At 74.4% G+C, this 19,255-nt stretch carries 2 protein-coding genes and 1 pseudogene; all 3 read right to left on the reverse strand.

The genetic code is table 11. The features are described 5' to 3' along the window. Nucleotides 1-35 precede the first annotated feature (35 nt). Nucleotides 36-4,988 carry a type I polyketide synthase gene (locus ACGFYQ_RS28525; RefSeq protein WP_393748737.1) on the reverse strand — a complete coding sequence of 1,651 codons (4,953 nt, stop codon included), beginning with the start codon at nt 4,986-4,988 and terminating at the stop codon, nt 36-38. A 273-nt stretch (nt 4,989-5,261) separates the two neighbouring features. Further along, the gene (locus ACGFYQ_RS28530) at nt 5,262-8,570 is read right to left on the reverse strand and encodes a type I polyketide synthase (protein WP_393748739.1); all 3,309 of its coding nucleotides are present in this window, start codon (nt 8,568-8,570) and stop codon (nt 5,262-5,264) included. A gap of 239 nt (nt 8,571-8,809) precedes the next feature. After that, nucleotides 8,810-19,255, reverse strand: a pseudogene (locus tag ACGFYQ_RS28535) (SDR family NAD(P)-dependent oxidoreductase); the annotation flags it as partial.

Raw genomic sequence — 19,255 nt, forward strand, 5'->3', positions numbered from 1 at the left:
CGCGGATCGGGCCGTTGACCGGGCCGCGCGGTCGGTCAGGTGAGGCCGAGTTCGTTGTCGATGAAGGCGAAGACGTCGTCGGCGGAGGCGGATTCCAGCTGCTCGCCGATGCCGTGCGCGCCGCCGGCCGTCGCGTCGAGGGTTCCGGTCAGCCGGGCCAGCAGGCTCTGCAGGCGGGCGGTGATGCGGGTGGCCTCGATCTCCTCCGCGGCGAGCAGAGAGGCAGCCTCTTCGAGCCGGTCCAGCTGGGCCAGTACCGGCAGTTCACCGGCGGTGTCGTCCTGGCAGAGCTCGGACCACAGGTGGGCCGCGAGCGCCCCGGGGTTGGGGTGGTCGTAGATCATGCTCGTGGGCAGGGGGCGGCCGGTGGCCGCGACCAGCCTCGTCCGCAGGTCGACGGCGGCGACCGAGTCGAAGCCGAGGTCGGTGAAGCCGCGGTCGGGGGCGACCTCGGCCGGGTCCTCGTAGCCGAGCAGCGCGGCCACGTGCGTACGCACCAGGTCGAGCAGGGCCGCCCGCTGTTCGGCCGGGGACAGGCCGGCCAGCCGGCCGCCGAGGTCCGCGCCGTCCCCGCCGCCGGCCTGTGCCGGGTCGGGGGCGAGGGCGTCCCGCGCCTCGGGCAGCGCGTCGAGGAGGGGCCGCGGCCGGGCGAGTACGTAGGTGGGGGCGAAGCGCTCCCAGTCGAAATCGGCGACCACGGCGTGCGAGGCGCCGCCCGCCAGGATGCGGCGCAGGGCGCCGACGGCCAGTTCGGGCGGCATCGCGGGGGCTCCGATGCGCCGCATGACGGCGGCCAGTTCGGCGTCGACCATGCCGCCGTCCCAGGAGCCCCAGGCCACGGAGGTGGCGGCGAGGCCGCGGGCGCGGCGCCGGTGGGCGAGGCCGTCGAGGTAGGCGTTGGCGCTGCCGTACGCGGACTGGCCGGCGCTGCCCCACACGGCGGCGCCGGAGGAGAAGAGGACGAAGGCGTCCAGCGGGGTGTCCGCGAGGAGTTCGTCGAGGTGGCGGGCGCCGAGGACCTTGGCGGCAGCCACGTCGGCGAGGTCGGCGAGGGTGAGTTCGCCCAGGGGCGCGATGCGCTGCGGCAGTCCGGCCGCGTGGACGACGGCGGTGAGGTCCGGGAGGCCGGCGAGGAGGGCGCGTACGGCTTCGCGCTCGGCGATGTCGCAGGCCTCGACGGAGACGCGTACCCCCGACTCCCGTATCTCCTCGGCCAGTTCTGCGGCTCCCGGGGCGTCGGGTCCGCGCCGGCCGACGAGGACGACGTGCTCGGCGCCGTCGGCGGCGAGCATGCGGGCGACGTGCGCGCCGAGCCCTCCGGTGCCGCCGGTGACCAGGACCGTGCCGCGGGGCCGCCACGGCCCGGCCGGGTCGGGCTGTGCGGGGCGCACCAGGCGGCGGGCGTACGTGCCTTCGGGGCGGACGGCGACCTGGTCCTCACCGGTGGCTCCGGAGAGGGTGTCGCAGAGCCGCAGCGCCACCCGTTCCGACCAGGCCTCGTCGGTCGCGGCCGGGTCGGTCGCGGTCGGGAGGTCGACGAGGCCGCCCCAGGTCCCGGGGCTCTCCAGGGCGAGGGCCGCGCCGAGACCCCAGACGGCGGCCTGCGCGGGGTGCACGGGCCGGGCCGCCGCGTCGGCGTCGTCGGTGGCCACGGCTCCGCGGGTCAGGCACCACACCGGGGCGGTGACCTCGCGGGCGGCCAGTTCCTGGAGCAGGGCGACGGTGTCCGCGAGGCCCTGGGAGAGCTCGGGGTGGCCGGGGTGCGGGGTGTCGTCCAGGGCGAGCAGGCTCAGCACCCCGGCCGGGTCGGCGGGGAGCTGCTCCGGGAGTACGGGGTGCTCCGTGCCGCCGGTCTCCCGCAGTACGGGCCGGGCGCCGCGCGTGGTGAGCGCCTCCGCGAGCAGAGCGGCGAGGGAGCGCTGCGCGGCCGTGTGGAGTACGAGCCATTCGCCGTCGAGCGGGGCGGGCGGCGCGGGGTCGGCGACCGGGGCCCAGGCGACGCGGTAGCGCAGCGCGTCGACGGCGGAGGCCTCACGGCGGCCGGCCCGCCAGGTGGCGAGTGCGGGCAGCACGGGGGCGAGGGCGGCGGGGGCGAGTCCGAGGCGTTCGGCGAGTCCCGCGGTGTCCTCGCGCTCCACGGCCTCCCAGAACGGGGACTCCCCCGGGTCGGCGCCGGCGAGGGACCCGGTGGCGGCTGCCGCGCCGGGCTGCGCCTGCGCCTGCGCCCAGAAGTTCCGTCGCTGGAAGGCGTAGGTGGGCAGGTCCACGCGGTGCGGGCGGGATCCGGCGGCCGCCGTGAAGTAGGCGGCCCAGTCGACGTGGACCCCGCGGGTGTGGGCGAGGGCGACCGCTCCGGCCAGTTCGCGCTCCTCGCCGCGGCCGCGGCGCAGGACGGCGGTGAACACCGGCGGGTCCTCCCGGTCCCCGTCCCGGTCCTCGGTCTCCGTGGCGGCGAGGCAGCCGGGGCCGAGCGGGGTGAGCGCGGCGTCGGGACCGAGTTCCAGGAAGGTGTGGACGCCCTTGTCCGCGAGGAGCCGGACGGCGTCGCAGAACCGGACGGTCGCGCGGACGTGGCGTACCCAGTAGTCGGCGGAGGCCAGGTCGTCCGCTCCGGCGAGCTCGCCGGTGACGGTGGAGACGATCGGCACGCGGGCGGTCCCGTACGCGACGCTCTCGGCGACGGTGCGGAACTCGGCGAGCATCGGCTCCATGAGCGGGGAGTGGAAGGCGTGCGACACGGCCAGGCGCTTGGTCTTGCGCCCCAGGGCGGCGAAGTGCTCGGCGACGGCCAGGACGTCCGCCTCCTCGCCCGAAACGACCACGGAGCGCGGGCCGTTGAGCGCGGCGATGCCGGTGGCGGCGGTGAGGAGCGGATCCACCTCGTCCTCGGTCGCCTCGATCGCGACCATCGCGCCGCCCTGCGGGAGCCCGCGCATCAGCCGGCCGCGGGCCGCGACGAGGCGGGCGGCGTCGGGGAGCGTGAGCACACCGCTGACGTGGGCGGCGGCCAGTTCCCCGATCGAGTGGCCGGCGAGGAAGTCGGGCCGGATCCCCCAGGACTCGATGAGCCGGTAGAGGGCCACCTCGCAGGCGAACAGGGCGGGCTGGGCACGGCCGGTGTCGGCGAGCAGCGCGCTGTCCTCGCCCCACACGGCGGCGCGCAGGGGGGTGTCGAGGTGCTCGTCGAGGGCGGCGACCGCCTCGTCGAAAGCGCGGGCGAACACCGGGTGGGCGGCGTGCAGTTCACGTCCCATGCCGAGCCGCTGGGCGCCCTGGCCGGTGAACAGTACGGCCGACAGCGCGTCGGGCCGGGCGGCGGCGGTGACCGTGCCGGGCGCGGGGAGGGCGGGGCCGGCGGCCAGGCCGCGCAGGGACCGGGCCAGCTCCTCGTGGGTGCCCGCGACGACCACGGCGCGGTGTTCGAGCGCGGCCCTGGTGGTGGCCAGGGACCAGGCGGTGTCGGCGAGGGGGTGGAGCGGGTGGGCGTCCACGTGGTCGGCGAGGCGGGCGGCTTGCGCGGCGAGGGCTTCGCGCCGCCGCGCGGAGACGAGGAACGGCAGGTGGCGGGGGGCGTCCTGGACGGCGGCGGCGAAGGCCTCGGCACCCACCGCATCGGGTTCGGCCTCGGGCTCGGGGGCCGGGGCCTCCTCCACGATGACGTGGACGTTCGTACCGCTCAGACCGAAGGACGACACCCCGGCGCGCTTGGCGCGGCCGCGGTCCGGCCAGGCGATCGGCTCGGTCAGCAGCCGTACGCTGCCCGCGCTCCAGTCGACGTTGGGACTCGGCTCGTCCACGTGCAGGGTGCGCGGCAGCACGCCGTGGCGCATGGCCTGCACCATCTTGATGACTCCGCCGACCCCGGCGGCGGCCTGGGAGTGGCCGATGTTCGACTTGAACGATCCCAGCCACAGGGGCTGGTCGGCGGGCCGCTCGCGGCCGTAGGCGGCGATCAGGGCCTGCGCTTCTATGGGGTCGCCGAGGGTGGTCCCGGTGCCGTGCGCCTCGACGGCGTCGACGTCGGCGGCGGTCAGCCGCCCGGAGGCGAGTGCCTGCTGGATGACCCGCTGCTGGGACGGCCCGTTGGGCGCGGTGAGGCCGTTGGAGGCGCCGTCGGAGTTCATCGCCGAGCCTCGGATGACGGCGAGGACCGGGTGGCCGAGGCGGCGGGCATCGGAGAGCCGCTCGACGAGGACCATGCCCGCGCCCTCGGACCAGGTGGTGCCGTCGGCGGCCGCCGCGAAGGACTTGCACCGGCCGTCGGGGGCCAGGCCCCGGTCTTGGCTGAAGCCGACGAACGAGTCCGGGCTCGCCATCACGGTCACCCCGCCGGCGAGCGCCATCGTGCACTCCCCGGTCCGTACCGACTGGACGGCGAGGTGGAGGGCGACGAGGGAGGAGGAGCAGGCGGTGTCCACGGTGACCGCGGGGCCCTCCAGGCCCAGCGAGTACGCCACGCGCCCGGAGGCCACGCTGGCCAGCCCGCCCGTACCGCCGCCGCCCGGGTAGTCGTGGTACACCACACCGGCGAACACGCCGGTGCGGCTGCCCTTGAGGGAGGTGGGGTCGATGCCGGCCCGCTCGATCGCCTCCCAGGACACCTCCAGCAGCAGCCGCTGCTGCGGGTCTGTGTCGCGGGCCTCGCGCGGGCTGATCTTGAAGAAGTCGGCGTCGAACTCGCCCGCGTCGTGCAGGAACCCGCCTTCCCGGCAGTACGTCTTGCCGGGCGTCGCCGGCTCCGGGTCGTACAGGGCGTCCATGTCCCAGCCGCGGCCGTCCGGGAAGAGCGAGACCGCGTCCCGCCCGGCGTCCACCAGGTGCCACAGGTCCTCGGGCGAGGCGATGCCGCCCGGGAAGCGGCATCCCATCGCGACGATGGCGACGGGCTCGTGGTGCAGCTCCTCGGCCTCCCGCAACTGGCGCCGGGTGCGCTGGAGTTCCGTGGTGGCGCGCTTGAGATAGTCCCGGAGCTTCTCGTCGTTGCTCATCGAACCTCAACCAATCTAGAGCTGATCGCTGGCTAGTGCTGTGACCGGAAAGGTTCACCGGAGCGCGACGCTCCCCCAGCTACCTCCCCCAGACTCCGTCCGGGGGGACCCCAGGGAGGTACCCCCAAGCACGGCACCTCGCCGCGTTGTCGGACCGCGCAAGTACGTCCAGTACGAGCCGCGGCCCTCCGCCTTGCGATGCACCGCACCTGGGGGCACCTCCCAGCGGTAGCTGGGGGAGCCGCGCCCCGGCAAACCTTTCCGGCCACAGCACTAGGAGATGCCGAATTCGCTGTCGAGCACGTCGAACAGCTCCTCGTCGGTGACCGTTTCGAAGTCCGGGCCGTCGTCCGCGGGCCCGGCGCCCCGGGCGTCGCGCCAGCGGCGTACCACGGCCTCCAGCCGGGCGGTGATCGCGTCGGCGCGGGCGCCGATGACCTCGGTGTCCCCGCCGGTGGCGGGGAATCCGGTGAGCACGGCCTCGATGCGGTCGAGTTCGGCCAGCGCGGCGGCGGCCGGGTCACCGCCCACGGGCTCGGCCTCCATCCGCTCGCCGAGGTGGGCGGCGGCGGCCCGGGGCGTCGGGTAGTCGAAGATCAGGGTGGCGGGCAGATCGCATCCGCTCGCGGCGGTGAGCCGCTTGCGCAGTTCCACGGCGGCCAGCGAGTCGAAGCCCATGTCGCGGAAGGCGAGATCGGCTTCCACGGCGGTGGCGGAGGGGTATCCGAGGACGACCGCGACATGCGTACGCACCAGCGCCAGCAGGATCCGGCCGCTCTCGGCGGCCCCGGCCCCGTCGAGCTCGGCCCGCAGGGCCTCGGCGGCCTCCCGGGACTCCTCGGCCGAGGGGACCTCGTGGACGGGCTGGGCGGCGGGGCCCGCTGTGGAACCCGCGGCGTCGACCCAGTAGCGGGTGCGCTGGAAGGCATAGGTGGGCAGGTCGACGAGCTGAGCACCGGTGCCGGCGTAGTACGCCTCCCAGTCGACGCGTACGCCGTCCACGTGCAGCTGGGCGAGGGCGGTGACCAGGGCCTCGGGCTCGGGGCGGTTCCTGCGCAGGGCCGGTACGAGAACGGCGTGGGCGCTCTCGTCTCCGTCGAGGCTCTGACTGGCGAGACCGGTGAGGATCCCGTCCGGGCCGATCTCCAGGAAGCGGGTGACGCCCTCCTGCTCCAGCGCGCGCACGGCGTCCGCGAAACGGACGGCCTCGCGGACCTGGCCGACCCAGTACTCGGGCGACGTCCAGTCCGCCCCGGCACGGTCGCCCGTCACCGTGGACACCGCCGCGATCCGCGGCTCGCCGTACGTCAACTCCCCCGCCACGGAGCGGAACTCGTCGAGCATCGGATCCATCAGCAAGGAGTGGAAGGCATGCGAGACCACGAGACGACTGGTCTTACGACCGGTCGCCGCGAAGTGCTCACCCAGCGCAAGGACTTCGGCTTCGACACCGGACACGACCACGGATTCCGGACCGTTGACCGCCGCGCTACCCACCCCGTCGGTGAGCAGCGGCAGGACCTCTTCCTCGGTCGCCTGAACGGCCAGCATCGCGCCACCGGCCGGCAACGCCTGCATCAACCTGCCACGTGCGACCACCAGTCGGGCCGCGTCGGCGAGGGACAGCACACCGACGGCGTGGGCGGCTGCGAGCTCGCCGATCGAGTGACCGGCCACCAGGTCGGGCTTCACACCCCAGGCCTCGACCAGCCGGAACAACGCCACTTCCAGCGCGAACAGAGCCGGCTGAGTGATCGCGGTCGCGTTCAACGCCTCCGCATCCTCACCCCACACCACCTCACGCAACGACCGACCGAGATACGGGTCGATCTCCGCACACACGGCATCGAACGCCTCGGCGAACACCGGGAACGCGGCGTACAACTCACGCCCCATCCCCAGCCGCTGCGCACCCTGCCCCGTGAACAGCAGTGCCGTCCGCCCGCCGCGCCGGATCCGTCCGGTCACCACCCCGGGGTGCTCCTCGCCCGCCGCGAGGGCGGCGAGCCCGCTCTCGCGGTCGCCCACCACCACCGCCCGGTGGGCGAAGGCGGTGCGCGACGTGGCCAGGGAGAGCCCGATGTCGCCCGTCCCGGCCTCCTCGAAGTCCGCGCCCCGCAGGCGCCCGGCCTGGGCGGCCAGCGCCTGCGGGGTCTTCGCCGACAGCACCCACGGCTCGACGGGGAGCGCGGCCCGCACAGCCGGCTCCCCGGCGCCTGCGGGCGCCTCCTCGACGATCACGTGGGCGTTCGTCCCGCTGATCCCGAAGGACGAGATCCCCGCCCGCCGCACACCGGCCCCGGCCTCCCACTTCCGGGCCTCGGTGAGCAGTTCCACGCTCCCCGCCGACCAGTCGACCTGGTCCGACGGGGCGTCCACGTGCAGGGTCGGCGGCAGTACGCCGTGCCGCAGGGCCATCACCATCTTGATGACGCCCGCGACACCCGCCGCCGCCTGGCTGTGCCCCATGTTCGACTTGATGGACCCGAGCCACAGCGGCCGGCCCTCGGGGCGGCCCTGCCCGTACGTCTCCAGCAGGGCCTGGGCCTCGATCGGATCGCCCAGGGTCGTACCGGTGCCGTGGGCCTCGACCACGTCCACCTCGGCCGCCGACAGCCCGGCGTCCGCCAGCGCGCGGCGGATCACCCGCTGCTGCGCGGGACCGTTCGGGGCGGTCAGGCCGTTGGACGCGCCGTCCTGGTTCAGCGCCGAGCCCCGGACCACGGCCAGCACCCGGTGCCCGTTGCGACGCGCGTCCGAGAGCCGCTCCAGCAGCAGGACCCCGGCGCCCTCCGAGCAGGCGACGCCGTCCGCCGAGGCCGCGAAGGACTTCGACCGGCCGTCGGCGGCCAGGCCCTGCTGGGTGCTGAAGTAGACGAACATGTCCGGTGTGGACATGACGGTGACCCCGCCGGCCAGGGCGAGATCGCACTCGCCCGACCTCAGCGCCTGGGCCGCCATGTGCAACGCGACCAGGGACGAGGAGCAGGCCGTGTCCACGCTCACCGCCGGGCCTTCGAGGCCCAGCGCGTAGGCGACCCGCCCCGAGACCACGCTGCCCGCGGTGGTGCTGCCGGGTTCCCGGCCCAGGGCGTAGTCGTGGTACATCACGCCGGCGAACACGCCGGTCGAACTGCCCTTGAGGGTGGTGGGGTCGATGCCGGCCCGCTCGATCGCCTCCCAGGACACCTCCAGCAGCAGCCGCTGCTGAGGGTCCATCATCAGCGCCTCGTTCGGGCTGATCCCGAAGAACACCGGGTCGAACTCGGCCGCGTCGTACAGGAATCCGCCTTCACGGGCGTACGTCTTGCCCGGTGCGCCCGGCTCCGGGTCGTAGACCTCGGGATCCCAGCCGCGGTCCTCCGGGAACCCGCCGATGGCGTCGACGCCCCCGGAGACGAGCTGCCACAGCTCCTCCGGAGTGGTGACCCCGCCGGGGTACCGGCAGCCCATCCCCACGATCACGATCGGGTCGCCGTGACGGGAAGGGCGGCGCTCGGCCTCGGCGAGGCGGCGACGGGCGTCTCGCAGGTCGGATGTGGCCCGCTTCAGATACTCGAGAAGCCGCTCCTCGTTGCTCACCGAGATCTACTCCCTCTGGTCGGACATACCGTGGCGACCCACTTGGCGTACCTGGCCGTTCAGTTGATCGGTGGGAACGCTACTGAGCTGCTGGAAGGGCGGCCTACCCTTAACCCACCCCTGCCGCGGGGGCCTGCGGACGAGGGGGAGAACACGTGAAAGGCCGGGGTGCGTGACGGCTGTCGTGCAGCTGTCACGCACCCCGGCCCGGGGTGCCGAATCCGCCGTGGGTCGGGCGGTCAGGGGGTCGCGGGGGTGCCGAGCTCGTTGTCGAGGATGTCGAACAGCTCGTCCGCGGTGACCTCGTTCAGGTCGTCCTGGCCACGGTCCGGGATCTCCGGCGTGGCATACCCCTGGGCGTGCATCTGTGGTCCGTCGAGCCGGCCGGCCAGCTCCCGCAGCCGCTCGGCCAGCCGCGCCCTGTCGGGGCCGGCGGGCGGGGCGGCGGTCATCAGGAGGGACTCCAGCCTCTTGAGGTCGGCGTCCACCCCCGATGCGGGTACGGCGGGCACCAGGCGCTCGGCGATGTAGGCGGCGACCTCCGCCGCGCTCGGGTAGTCGAAGATCAGTGTGGCGGGCAGCCGCAGGCCGCTGGCCGCGTTCAGCTGATTGCGCAACTCCACCGAGCCGAGTGAGTCGAAGCCCAGCTCACCGAAGGCGCGGTCGGGTTCGACGGCGTCGCCGGACGCGTGGCCGAGTACGGCCGCCGCGTGGCCCCGTACGACCTCCAGGATGATCCGGGTCCGCTCCTCCTCGTCCTGCCCCGCGATGCGCTCGACGAGCGGGGCGCCGTGCGAGGACGCGGACCCACCGGCGGTCCGCTTGCGCGTGGTGGGGACCAACCCCCTGAGCAGCGCGGGGAGTTCGTCCGTACGGGTGCGCAGCGCGGCCGGGTCCACCTGGAGCGGGACCGTCACCGGCGCACCCGAGGCCAGCGAGGCGTCGAACAGCGCGAGCGCTTCCGCCTCCGACAGGGCGGGGGTGCCGGCGCGGCGCATGCGCTCCAGGTCCGCGTCGGTGAGGTGGGCGGCCATGCCCGTACCGACGTCCCAGAGGCCGAAGGCCATCGCGGTGGCCGCCAGGCCCTGCGCCCGGCGGTGGGCGGCGAGCGCGTCCAGGAAGACGTTGGCCGCCGCGTAGTTGCCCTGACCGGCCGCCAGTACCAGACCGCCGGCGGAGGAGAACATCACGAACGCCGACAGGTCCAGGTCCTCGGTCAGCTCGTGCAGATGCCAGGCCGCGTCCGCCTTCGGACGCAGGACCGCGTCCATCCGCTCGGGGGTCAGGGCCCCGATGACGCCGTTGTCCGCGACACCGGCCACGTGGACCACGCCCGTCAGGGGGTGCGCCGGATCCACACCGCCCAGCAGGGCGGCGAGCGCCTCCCGGTCCGCGACATCACACGCCGTGACCGAGACCCGCGCCCCCAACCCGGTCAGATCGGCGACGAGTTCGTCGACGCCGGGCGCATCCGCACCCCGCCGGCCGGCCAGCAGCAGATGGCGCACCCCGTGCTCGGCCACGAGGTGGCGGGCCACCAGGGCCCCCAGACCGCCCGTGCCGCCCGTGATCAGAACCGTCCCCGCGCTGTCCCACAGGGGCCCGGAATCATCCGCGTCGACCGCCCACCGCGCCAGCCGCGGAACCGATACCCGACCGGAGCGAACCGCCGACTCCGGCTCACCCAGGGACAGGGCCACGTCGAGACCGGCCGATCCATCGGTGTCCACCAGCACGAACCGGCCGGGGTTCTCCGCCTGCGCCGCGCGCACCAGACCCCACACCGGAGCCTGCCGCACGTCGACGTCCTCATGGTCGCCGACGGCCACCGCACCCCGCGTGAGCACGGCCAGCACCGCCCCGTCGGAACGCTCGTCCGCCAGCCACTCCTGCACCGCCGCCAGGACCCGCTGCGCGTGGGTCCGTACGTCCGCGAGCACGTCGGCGGTGGCGGGCACGTCGGCACAGTCCAGGACCACGGTGTCGGGCGTGGCGGCCGGAGCGGTGGCCGCAGCGGGCTGCCACTCCACGTGGAGCAGCGCGTTTCCGGTCCCCGCGCTCAGTTGTTCGGCCGACACGGGCCGGGAGAGGAGGGACTCGACCGACAGCACGGGCCGGCCGTGCTCGTCGGCGACGGTGAGCGAGAGGCCGTCCTGCTGGGCGACGGGGGTGATCCGCACCCGCAGGGCCTTGGCTCCCGGGGAATGCAGCGCGACTCCGTTCCAGGCGAAGGGCAGCAGGGTCTGCCCGCCGTCTTCGCGGCCCGGAATGCCGAGCAGGCCGACGTGCATGGCCGCGTCGAGCAGGGCGGGGTGGAGCCCGAACCGGGCGGCGTCCTCGTGGGCCCGCTCCGGCAGGGACACCTCGGCGTAGAGGGCGTCGCCGAGCCGCCAGGCCGCCTTGAGGCCCTGGAAGACGGGCCCGTAGTGATAGCCGACGGCGGCGAGGTCCGGGTAGGCGGCGGAGACGGGAAGCTCTTCGGCTCCCGTCGGCGGCCAGTGGGTGAGCGCCTCCCCGGCGTCCGCGGGAAGCGGGGACAGCACGCCCTCGGCGTGGCGGGTCCACGGCAGGTCCGGCTGATCGTCGGCGCGCGAGTGGACCGCCACCGTCCGGCGCCCCGTCCCGTCGGCCGGGCCGACGACGACCTGGACGGCGATGCCGCCCCGGTCGGGCAGGATCAGCGGGGCCTGCAGGGTGAGTTCTTCGAGCAGCCCGCAGCCCACCTGCCTGCCGGCACGTACCGCCAGCTCCACGAAGCCGGTGCCGGGCAGCAGGACGCTTCCCAGGACGTCGTGGTCGGTGATCCAGGCATGGGTGCTCGCGGACAAACGGCCGGTGAGCACGGCTCCCCCGTCGTCGGGCAGCTCGACGGCCGCCCGCAGCACCGGGTGGTCGATCCCGACCTGCCCGGTCTCGGCCGTTCCACCGGTCGCGGCAGGGGCCGTCATCCAGTAGCGGGTGCGCTGGAAGGCGTAGGTGGGGAGGTCGACGCTGCGCGGGCCGGTTGCGGCGTAGTACGTCTCCCAGCCGACGGAGGCGCCGTGGACGTGGAGCTGCGCGAGGGCCGTGACCAGCGCCTCGGGCTCGGGGCGGTTCCTGCGCAGGGAAGCGACGAGAACGGCGTCGTCGTCCAGGCTCTGCGCGGCGAGACCGGTGAGGATCCCGTCCGGGCCGATCTCCAGGAAGCGGGTGACGCCCTGCTGCTCCAGCGTGCGGACGGCATCGGCGAAGCGGACGGCCTCGCGGACCTGGCCGACCCAGTACTCCGGGGACTGCCACGCGTCGGACAGCTCACCCGTCACCGTGGAGACCACCGGGACACGGGGCTCGTTGAAGCTCAACTCGGCTGCCATGGCACGGAATTCGTCCAGCATCGGATCCATCAGCGCCGAGTGGAACGCGTGCGACACGGACAGACGGCTGGTCTTGCGACCGGTGGCCGCGAAGTGCTCACCCACGGCCAGCACCGCGGCCTCGACACCCGAGACCACCACGGACCGAGGACCGTTGACCGCCGCGATACCGACTCCGTCGGTGAGCAGCGGGACGACTTCCTCCTCCGTGGCCTGGATGGCGAGCATCGCGCCACCGGCCGGCAACGCCTGCATCAACCTGCCACGTGCGACCACCAGTCGGGCCGCGTCGGCGAGGGACAGCACACCGACGGCGTGGGCAGCGGCCAGCTCACCGATCGAATGACCGGCAACCAGGTCAGGCTTCACACCCCACGCCTCGACCAGCCGGAACAACGCCACCTCAAGCGCGAACAGAGCCGGCTGAGTGATCGCCGTCGCGTTCAGCGCCTCCGCGTCCTCACCCCACACCACCTCACGCAACGACCGACCCAGAAGCGGATCGACCTCCGCGCACACCGCATCGAACGCCTCGGCGAACACCGGGAACGCGGCGTACAACTCCCTGCCCATCCCCAGCCGCTGCGCCCCCTGCCCCGTGAACAGAAACGCCGTCGAGCCCTTCGCCACCGCGCCGCTGACCACACCGGGGTGCTGGTGCCCCGCGGCCAGCGCCGCGAGACCACCCGAGCGGTCGTCGCCCACGAGCACCGCCCGGTGCTCCATCACACCGCGCGACGTGGCGAGGGCGTGCCCGATGTCCTCAGGGCCGTACGCGTCCGCCACCGCGAGCAGCCGCTCGGCCTGGCCGGCCAGCGCCTTCGCGGACTTCGCCGACACCACCCACGGCAGGACGGGCAGTCCGGCCGCCGGCTCCGCCGCGGCTTCGGCCACGGCTTCCTGCGGCGCCTCCTCCACGATCACGTGCGCGTTGGTGCCGCTCAGTCCGAACGAGGAGACGGCGGCCCGGCGCGGCCGGTCCGTCACGTCCCACTTGCGCGCCTCTGTCAGCAGTTCCACGTCACCCGCCGACCAGTCGATCTGGTCCGAGCGCTCCTCCGCGTGCAAGGTCGGCGGCAGCATCCCGTGCCGCATCGCCATCACCATCTTGATGATGCCCGCGACACCGGCCGCGGCCTGCGTGTGACCGAAGTTGGACTTGATGGACCCCAACCACAACGACTGCCCCTGGGACCGCCCCTGCCCGTACGTCGCCAGCAGCGCCTGCGCCTCGATCGGGTCGCCCAGCCGGGTGCCCGTGCCGTGCGCCTCGACGGCGTCCACCTCGGCCGCCGTCAGCCCGGCGTCCGCCAGGGCCTGGCGGATGACCCGCTGCTGCGCCGGACCGTTCGGCGCGGTCAGACCGTTCGACGCGCCGTCCTGGTTCAGCGCCGAGCCCCGCACGGTCGCCAGCACCGGGTGGCCGTTGCGCCGCGCGTCCGAGAGCCGCTCCAGCAGCAGCATCCCCGCGCCCTCGCCCCAGCCCGTACCGTCCGCGCCCGCACCGAAGGACTTGCACCGGCCGTCCGTGGACAGGCCGCGCTGCTCGCTGAAGTAGACCAGCATGTCGGGGGTGGACATCACGGTCACACCACCCGCCAGTGCCAGGGAGCACTCCCCCGACCTCAGCGCCTGCGCCGCCATGTGCAGCGCGACCAGCGAGGACGAGCACGCGGTGTCGACCGTCACCGCGGGCCCTTCCAGACCCAGGGTGTAGGCGACCCGGCCGGAGACGAGACTGCCCGCCGTGCCGCCGGCGTAGTCGTGGTACATCACACCGGCGTACACACCCGTCCGGCTGCCCTTCAGTACGCCCGGGTCGACCCCCGCCCGCTCGATGGCCTCCCAGGAGATCTCCAGCAGCAGCCGCTGCTGGGGATCCATGGTCAGCGCCTCGCGCGGACTGATCCCGAAGAACGCCGGATCGAACTCGGCCGCGTCGTAGAGGAAGCCGCCGTCACGGGCGTACGACTTGCCCGGCACCCCGGGCTCCGGGTCGTAGACCCCCGGATCCCAGCCCCGGTCGTCGGGCAGCGGGGCGATCGCGTCCACCCCGTCGGCGACCAGCCGCCACAGGCCGTCCGGCGTGGTCACCCCGCCCGGGTAGCGGCAGGCCATGCCCACGATGACGATCGGGTCGTCGTCCGTGGCGCGGACGGCGACGGCCGCCCCCGGCGCGGAGCTCGCGTCCGGGGTGCCGTCGAGGAGTTCCCGGACGTACGCCGCGGCCGCTTCGGCCGTCGGGTAGTCGAAGATCAGCGTGGCCGGAAGCCGCAGTCCGGTGGCCGCGTCGAGCCGGTTGCGCAGTTCGACGGCGGTCAGTGAGTCGAAGCCCAGCTCGTCGAAGGCGCGCCCGGGTTCGACGGCGTCGCCCGAGGCGTGCCCCAGGACCGTCGCGACCGTCGTACGGACCAGGTCGAGCACGGCGGCGGCGCGGTCGGCTCCGGTCAGTCCGGCGAGCCTGCCGCGCAGCGCCGGGGAGCCGGACCCGGTACGGGTCGTCCGGCGGCCGGGGGTGCGTACGAGGCCGAGCAGCAGGGCGGGAGTCTCGTCGGCGTGGGCGCGCAGCACGCTGAGGTCCAGGCGGACCGGCACGGTGGCCGCGACACCCGAGCGCAGCGCGGCGTCGAAGAGGGCGAGGCCGCGGTCGGCGGGGAGGGCGGGGGTGCCCGCCTGCCGCATCCGCTCCAGTTCGGCGGCGCCGAGCCGGGTGCCCATGCCGCCCGCCGTGTCCCACAGGCCGAAGGCCATGGAGACGGCGGCCAGTCCGCCGACGCGGCGGTGGGCGGCGAGGGCGTCGAGGAACGCGTTGGCGGCGGCGTAGTTGCCCTGTCCCGTCGAGCCGAGCGTGCCGGCGATGGACGAGAACAGGACGAACGCGGTGAGGCCGAGGCCTTCGGTCAGCTCGTGCAGGTGCCAGGCGGCATCCGCCTTGGGAGCGAGGACGCCGCTGACGCGCTCGGCGGTGAGCGAGGTGATCACGGCGTCGTCGAGTACGCCCGCCGCGTGGACGACCCCGCGCAGCGGGTGCGCGGGATCCACCCCGGCCAGGAGCGCAGCGAGGGCGTCCCGGTCGGACACGTCGCACGCGGCGACCGAGGCCTCGGCACCCAACTCGGCGAGGTCGCCCAGCAGTTCGGTGACACCGGGCGCGTCCGCGCCCCGCCGGCCGACCAGCAGCAGACGGCGGACCCCCTGCTCGGCCGCCAGGTGCCGGGCCACGAGGGCGCCCAGGCCGCCGGTACCGCCGGTGATGAGGACCGTCCCGTCCGCGTCCCACACGGTCTCGGGTCCGGCGGCGGTGGCGGCCCGGACCAGCCGGGGCACCAGTACCCGGCCTTCGCGTACGGCCGACTCCGGTTCGCCCTGGGCCCGTACGAGGCCGAAGCCCCCGGTCCCGTCCGCATCCGTGTCGGTGTCGATGTCGGTGTCCATGGCCATGTCCATGTCCAGGAGCACGAACCGGCCCGGGTTCTCCGCCTGCGCCGCCCGCACCAGGCCCCACACCGGGGCCTGCCGCACGTCGACCGGCTCGCCGTCACCGACCGCGACCGCACCGCGCGTGACGACGACGAGGGTCGACGTGGCGAACCTCTGGTCGGCCAGCCACGTCTGCAGCACCCCCAGGACCCGGTCGGCCACGGCGTGGACGGCGGACGGCACGTCCTCGCCGGCCTCCGCGCACTCCAGGACGACCGTGCCGTCGACGGGGCCCGCGGCGGGTACGTCCTCCCACCGCGTCCACTCCCCCGACGAGACGGAGTCCGCCGGCTGCCATACGACCCGGTAGAGCGGGTCCGCGGCCGGGCCACCGGTCCCGGACTCCTCCACCGCGCGGCCGACGACACCGCCGACCGCCGCGACCGGCGCGCCGCCGGCGTCCGCGATCTGCAGCGCGAGGCTCTGCGGGGTGGGCCGGGAGATCCGTACGCGGGCCGCCGACGTGCCGACCGCGAACAGCCGGACGTCCTTCCACACGAACGGCAGGACCGTGGCGGCGTCGTCGTCATCGGCGCCGTCCACCAGCGCGGCGTGCATCGAGGCGTCCAGCAGCGCCGGGTGCAGCCCGTACGCGTCCGCCTCCACGTCCCGGTCCAGCGCGACCTCGGCATAGACGGCTCCGTCGAGCCGCCAGGCGGCGGTCAGGCCCTGGAAGGCCGGCCCGTAGGCGAGTCCCCGCTCGCGCAGGGCCTCGTACGCGCCGTCGAGAGGGAGCGGGACGGCGCCCGGCGGGGGCCAGGCGGCCAGGTCGAAGGCGGGCGCGTCCACGCCCTCGGCGAGGACGCCTTCCGCGTGCAGGGTCCAGTCGGAGTCCGGGAGGCTTTCGTCCCGCGCGTACACCCCGACCGTGCGCCGCCCGGTCCCGTCGGCCGCTCCGACGACGACCTGTACGGCGACGGCGCCGTCCCCGGGGAGAACGAGGGGCGCGTGCAGAGCGAGCTCGTCCAGTACGTCACAGCCGGCGTGGTCGCCCGCACGGATCGCCAGTTCGACGAATCCCGAGCCGGGGAAGAGGATCACGTCCCGCACCACGTGGTCGGCGAGCCACGGCTGCGCGGCGACGGCGAGCCGTCCGGTGAGGACGGCGCCGCCCGAGTCGGCCAGGGTCACCACCGCGCCGAGCAGCGGGTGCGCGTGGGCCGCTGCCGACCGCACCGCGTCGATCCAGAACCGGGTGCGCTGGAAGGGGTAGGTGGGGAGGTCGACGCGGCGGGCGCCGGTGCCGGCGTAGTACGCCCGCCAGTCGACGCGTACGCCGTCCACGTGCAGCCTGGCGAGGGCGGCGACCAGCGCTTCGGGCTCGGGGCGGTTGCGGCGCAGGGCCGGTACGAGGACCGCCTGCTCGGAGTCGGCGCTCTGCTGGGCGAGTCCGGTGAGGATCCCGTCGGGCCCGATCTCCAGGAAGCGGGTCACGCCCTGCTGTTCCAGGGCGCGGACGGCGTCGGCGAAGCGGACCGCCTCGCGGACCTGGGAGACCCAGTACTCCGGCGACTGCCACGCCTGACTCGGCTCGCCCGACACCGTGGACACGACCGCGATCCGCGGTTCGGAGTACGTCAACTCACGGGCCAGAGCCCGGAATTCGTCCAGCATCGGATCCATCAGCGCCGAGTGGAACGCGTGCGACACCGACAGACGGCTCGTCTTGCGACCGGTGGCCGCGAAGTGCTCACCGAGCGCGAGAACGGCGGCCTCGACACCGGACACGACCACGGATTCCGGGCCGTTGACCGCCGCGATGCCCACCCCGTCGGTGAGCAGCGGCAGGACCTCTTCCTCGGTCGCCTGCACGGCCAGCATCGCGCCACCGGCGGGCAGCGCCTGCATCAGACGCCCACGCGCCACCACCAGCCGGGCCGCGTCCGCCAGCGACAGCACACCCACAGCATGAGCGGCGGCCAGCTCACCGATCGAATGCCCGGCCACCACATCGGGCGTGACACCCCAGGCCTCCACCAGCCGGAACAACGCCACCTCGAGCGCGAACAGAGCAGGCTGGGTGATCGCCGTCGCGTTCAGCGTCTCCGCGTCCTCACCCCACACCACCTCACGCAACGACCGACCCAGATGAGGGTCGATCTCCGCACACACGGCGTCGAACGCCTCGGCGAACACCGGGAAGGAGCCGTACAACTCCCGGCCCATCCCCAGCCGCTGGGCACCCTGCCCCGTGAACAGGAACGCCGTCCGCCCGCCGGTCCGTGCCTGGCCGGTCACCACCCCGGGGTGTTCCCCGCCCGCCGCGAGGGCGGCGAGCCCGCTCTCGCGGCCGCCCACCACCACCGCCCGGTGTTCGAACAGGGAGCGGCAGCCCGCCAGGGAGTACCCGACGTCCACCGGCCGGAGCCCGTGTTCGCCCTCGCCCTCGCCCACCCTCGCGAGGAGTCCCGCCGCCTGGTCCGCCAGGGCCTGCGCGGTCTTCGCCGACACCGGCCACGGCACCACCGGCGGCGGCGACCCGGCCGTCGCCCCGTCGGACACCGGCGCCTCCGCCGGTGCCTGCTCCACGATCACGTGCGCGTTGGTCCCGCTCAGCCCGAACGAGGAGATCCCCGCCCGCCGCGGCCGGCCCTCGGCCCGCCACTCCCGGGCCTCGGTGAGCAGTTCCACGCTCCCCGCCGACCAGTCGACCTGGTCCGAGGGCGCGTCCACGTGCAGGGTCCGCGGCAGCACGCCGTGCCGCATCGCCATCACCATCTTGATGATGCCCGCGACACCGGCCGCGGCCTGCGTGTGACCGAAGTTGGATTTGACGGAGCCCAGCCACAGCGGCCGCTCCGGGGGCCGCTTGCGCCCGTACGTGGCCAGCAGCGCCTGCGCCTCGATCGGGTCGCCCAGCCGCGTGCCCGTACCGTGGGCCTCGACCGCGTCGACCTCGGACGCCGAGATCCCGGCGTCCGCCAGGGCCTGGCGGATGACCCGCTGCTGCGCCGGACCGTTGGGGACGGTCATGGCACTGGACGCGCCGTCCTGGTTGACGGCCGAGCCGCTGACCAGCGCGAGCACCGGGTGCCCGTTGCGCCGGGCGTCGGAGAGCCGCTCCAGGAGCAGGACGCCCGCGCCCTCGCCCCAGCCGGTGCCGTCCGCGGCCGCCGCGAACGGCTTGCAGCGGCCGTCGGGCGCGAGCCCGCGCTGCTCGCTGAAGTAGACGAGCATGTCGGGCGTGGACATCACGGTCACCCCGCCGGCCAGGGCGAGGGAGCACTCCCCCGACCTCAGCGCCTGCGCCGCCATGTGCAGCGCGACCAGCGAGGACGAGCACGCCGTGTCCACGGTGACCGCAGGGCCTTCGAGGCCGAGCGTGTACGCGGTGCGGCCCGAGACGAAACTGCCCGCGCTGCCGTCCGCGTAGTCGTGGTACATCACACCGGCGTACACACCGGTCCGGCTGCCCTTCAGCCTGGCCGGGTCGACCCCCGCCCGCTCGATGGCCTCCCAGGAGATCTCCAGCAGCAGCCGCTGCTGGGGATCCATGGTCAGCGCCTCGCGCGGACTGATCCCGAAGAACGCCGGATCGAACTCGGCCGCGTCGTAGAGGAACGCGCCGTCACGGGCGTACGACTTGCCCGGCACCCCGGGCTCCGGGTCGTAGACCCCCGGATCCCAGCCCCGGTCGGCCGGGAAGCCGGACACCGCGTCCGTTCCGTCGGCGACGAGCCGCCACAGGTCCTCGGGCGTGCCGGCCCCGCCCGGGTAGCGGCACGCCATGGCCACGATCGCGATCGGGTCGTTGCTCGCGGCGGTGAGCCGGGCGTTCTCCTCGCGCAGCCGCTCGTTGTCCGTGAGTGACTTGCGCAGCGCTGCTACGACCTGTTCCACCGATGTGCTCAC

Origin of the sequence: Streptomyces sp. NPDC048258 (assembly GCF_043201995.1) — a bacterium.
Lineage (GTDB): Bacteria > Actinomycetota > Actinomycetes > Streptomycetales > Streptomycetaceae > Streptomyces.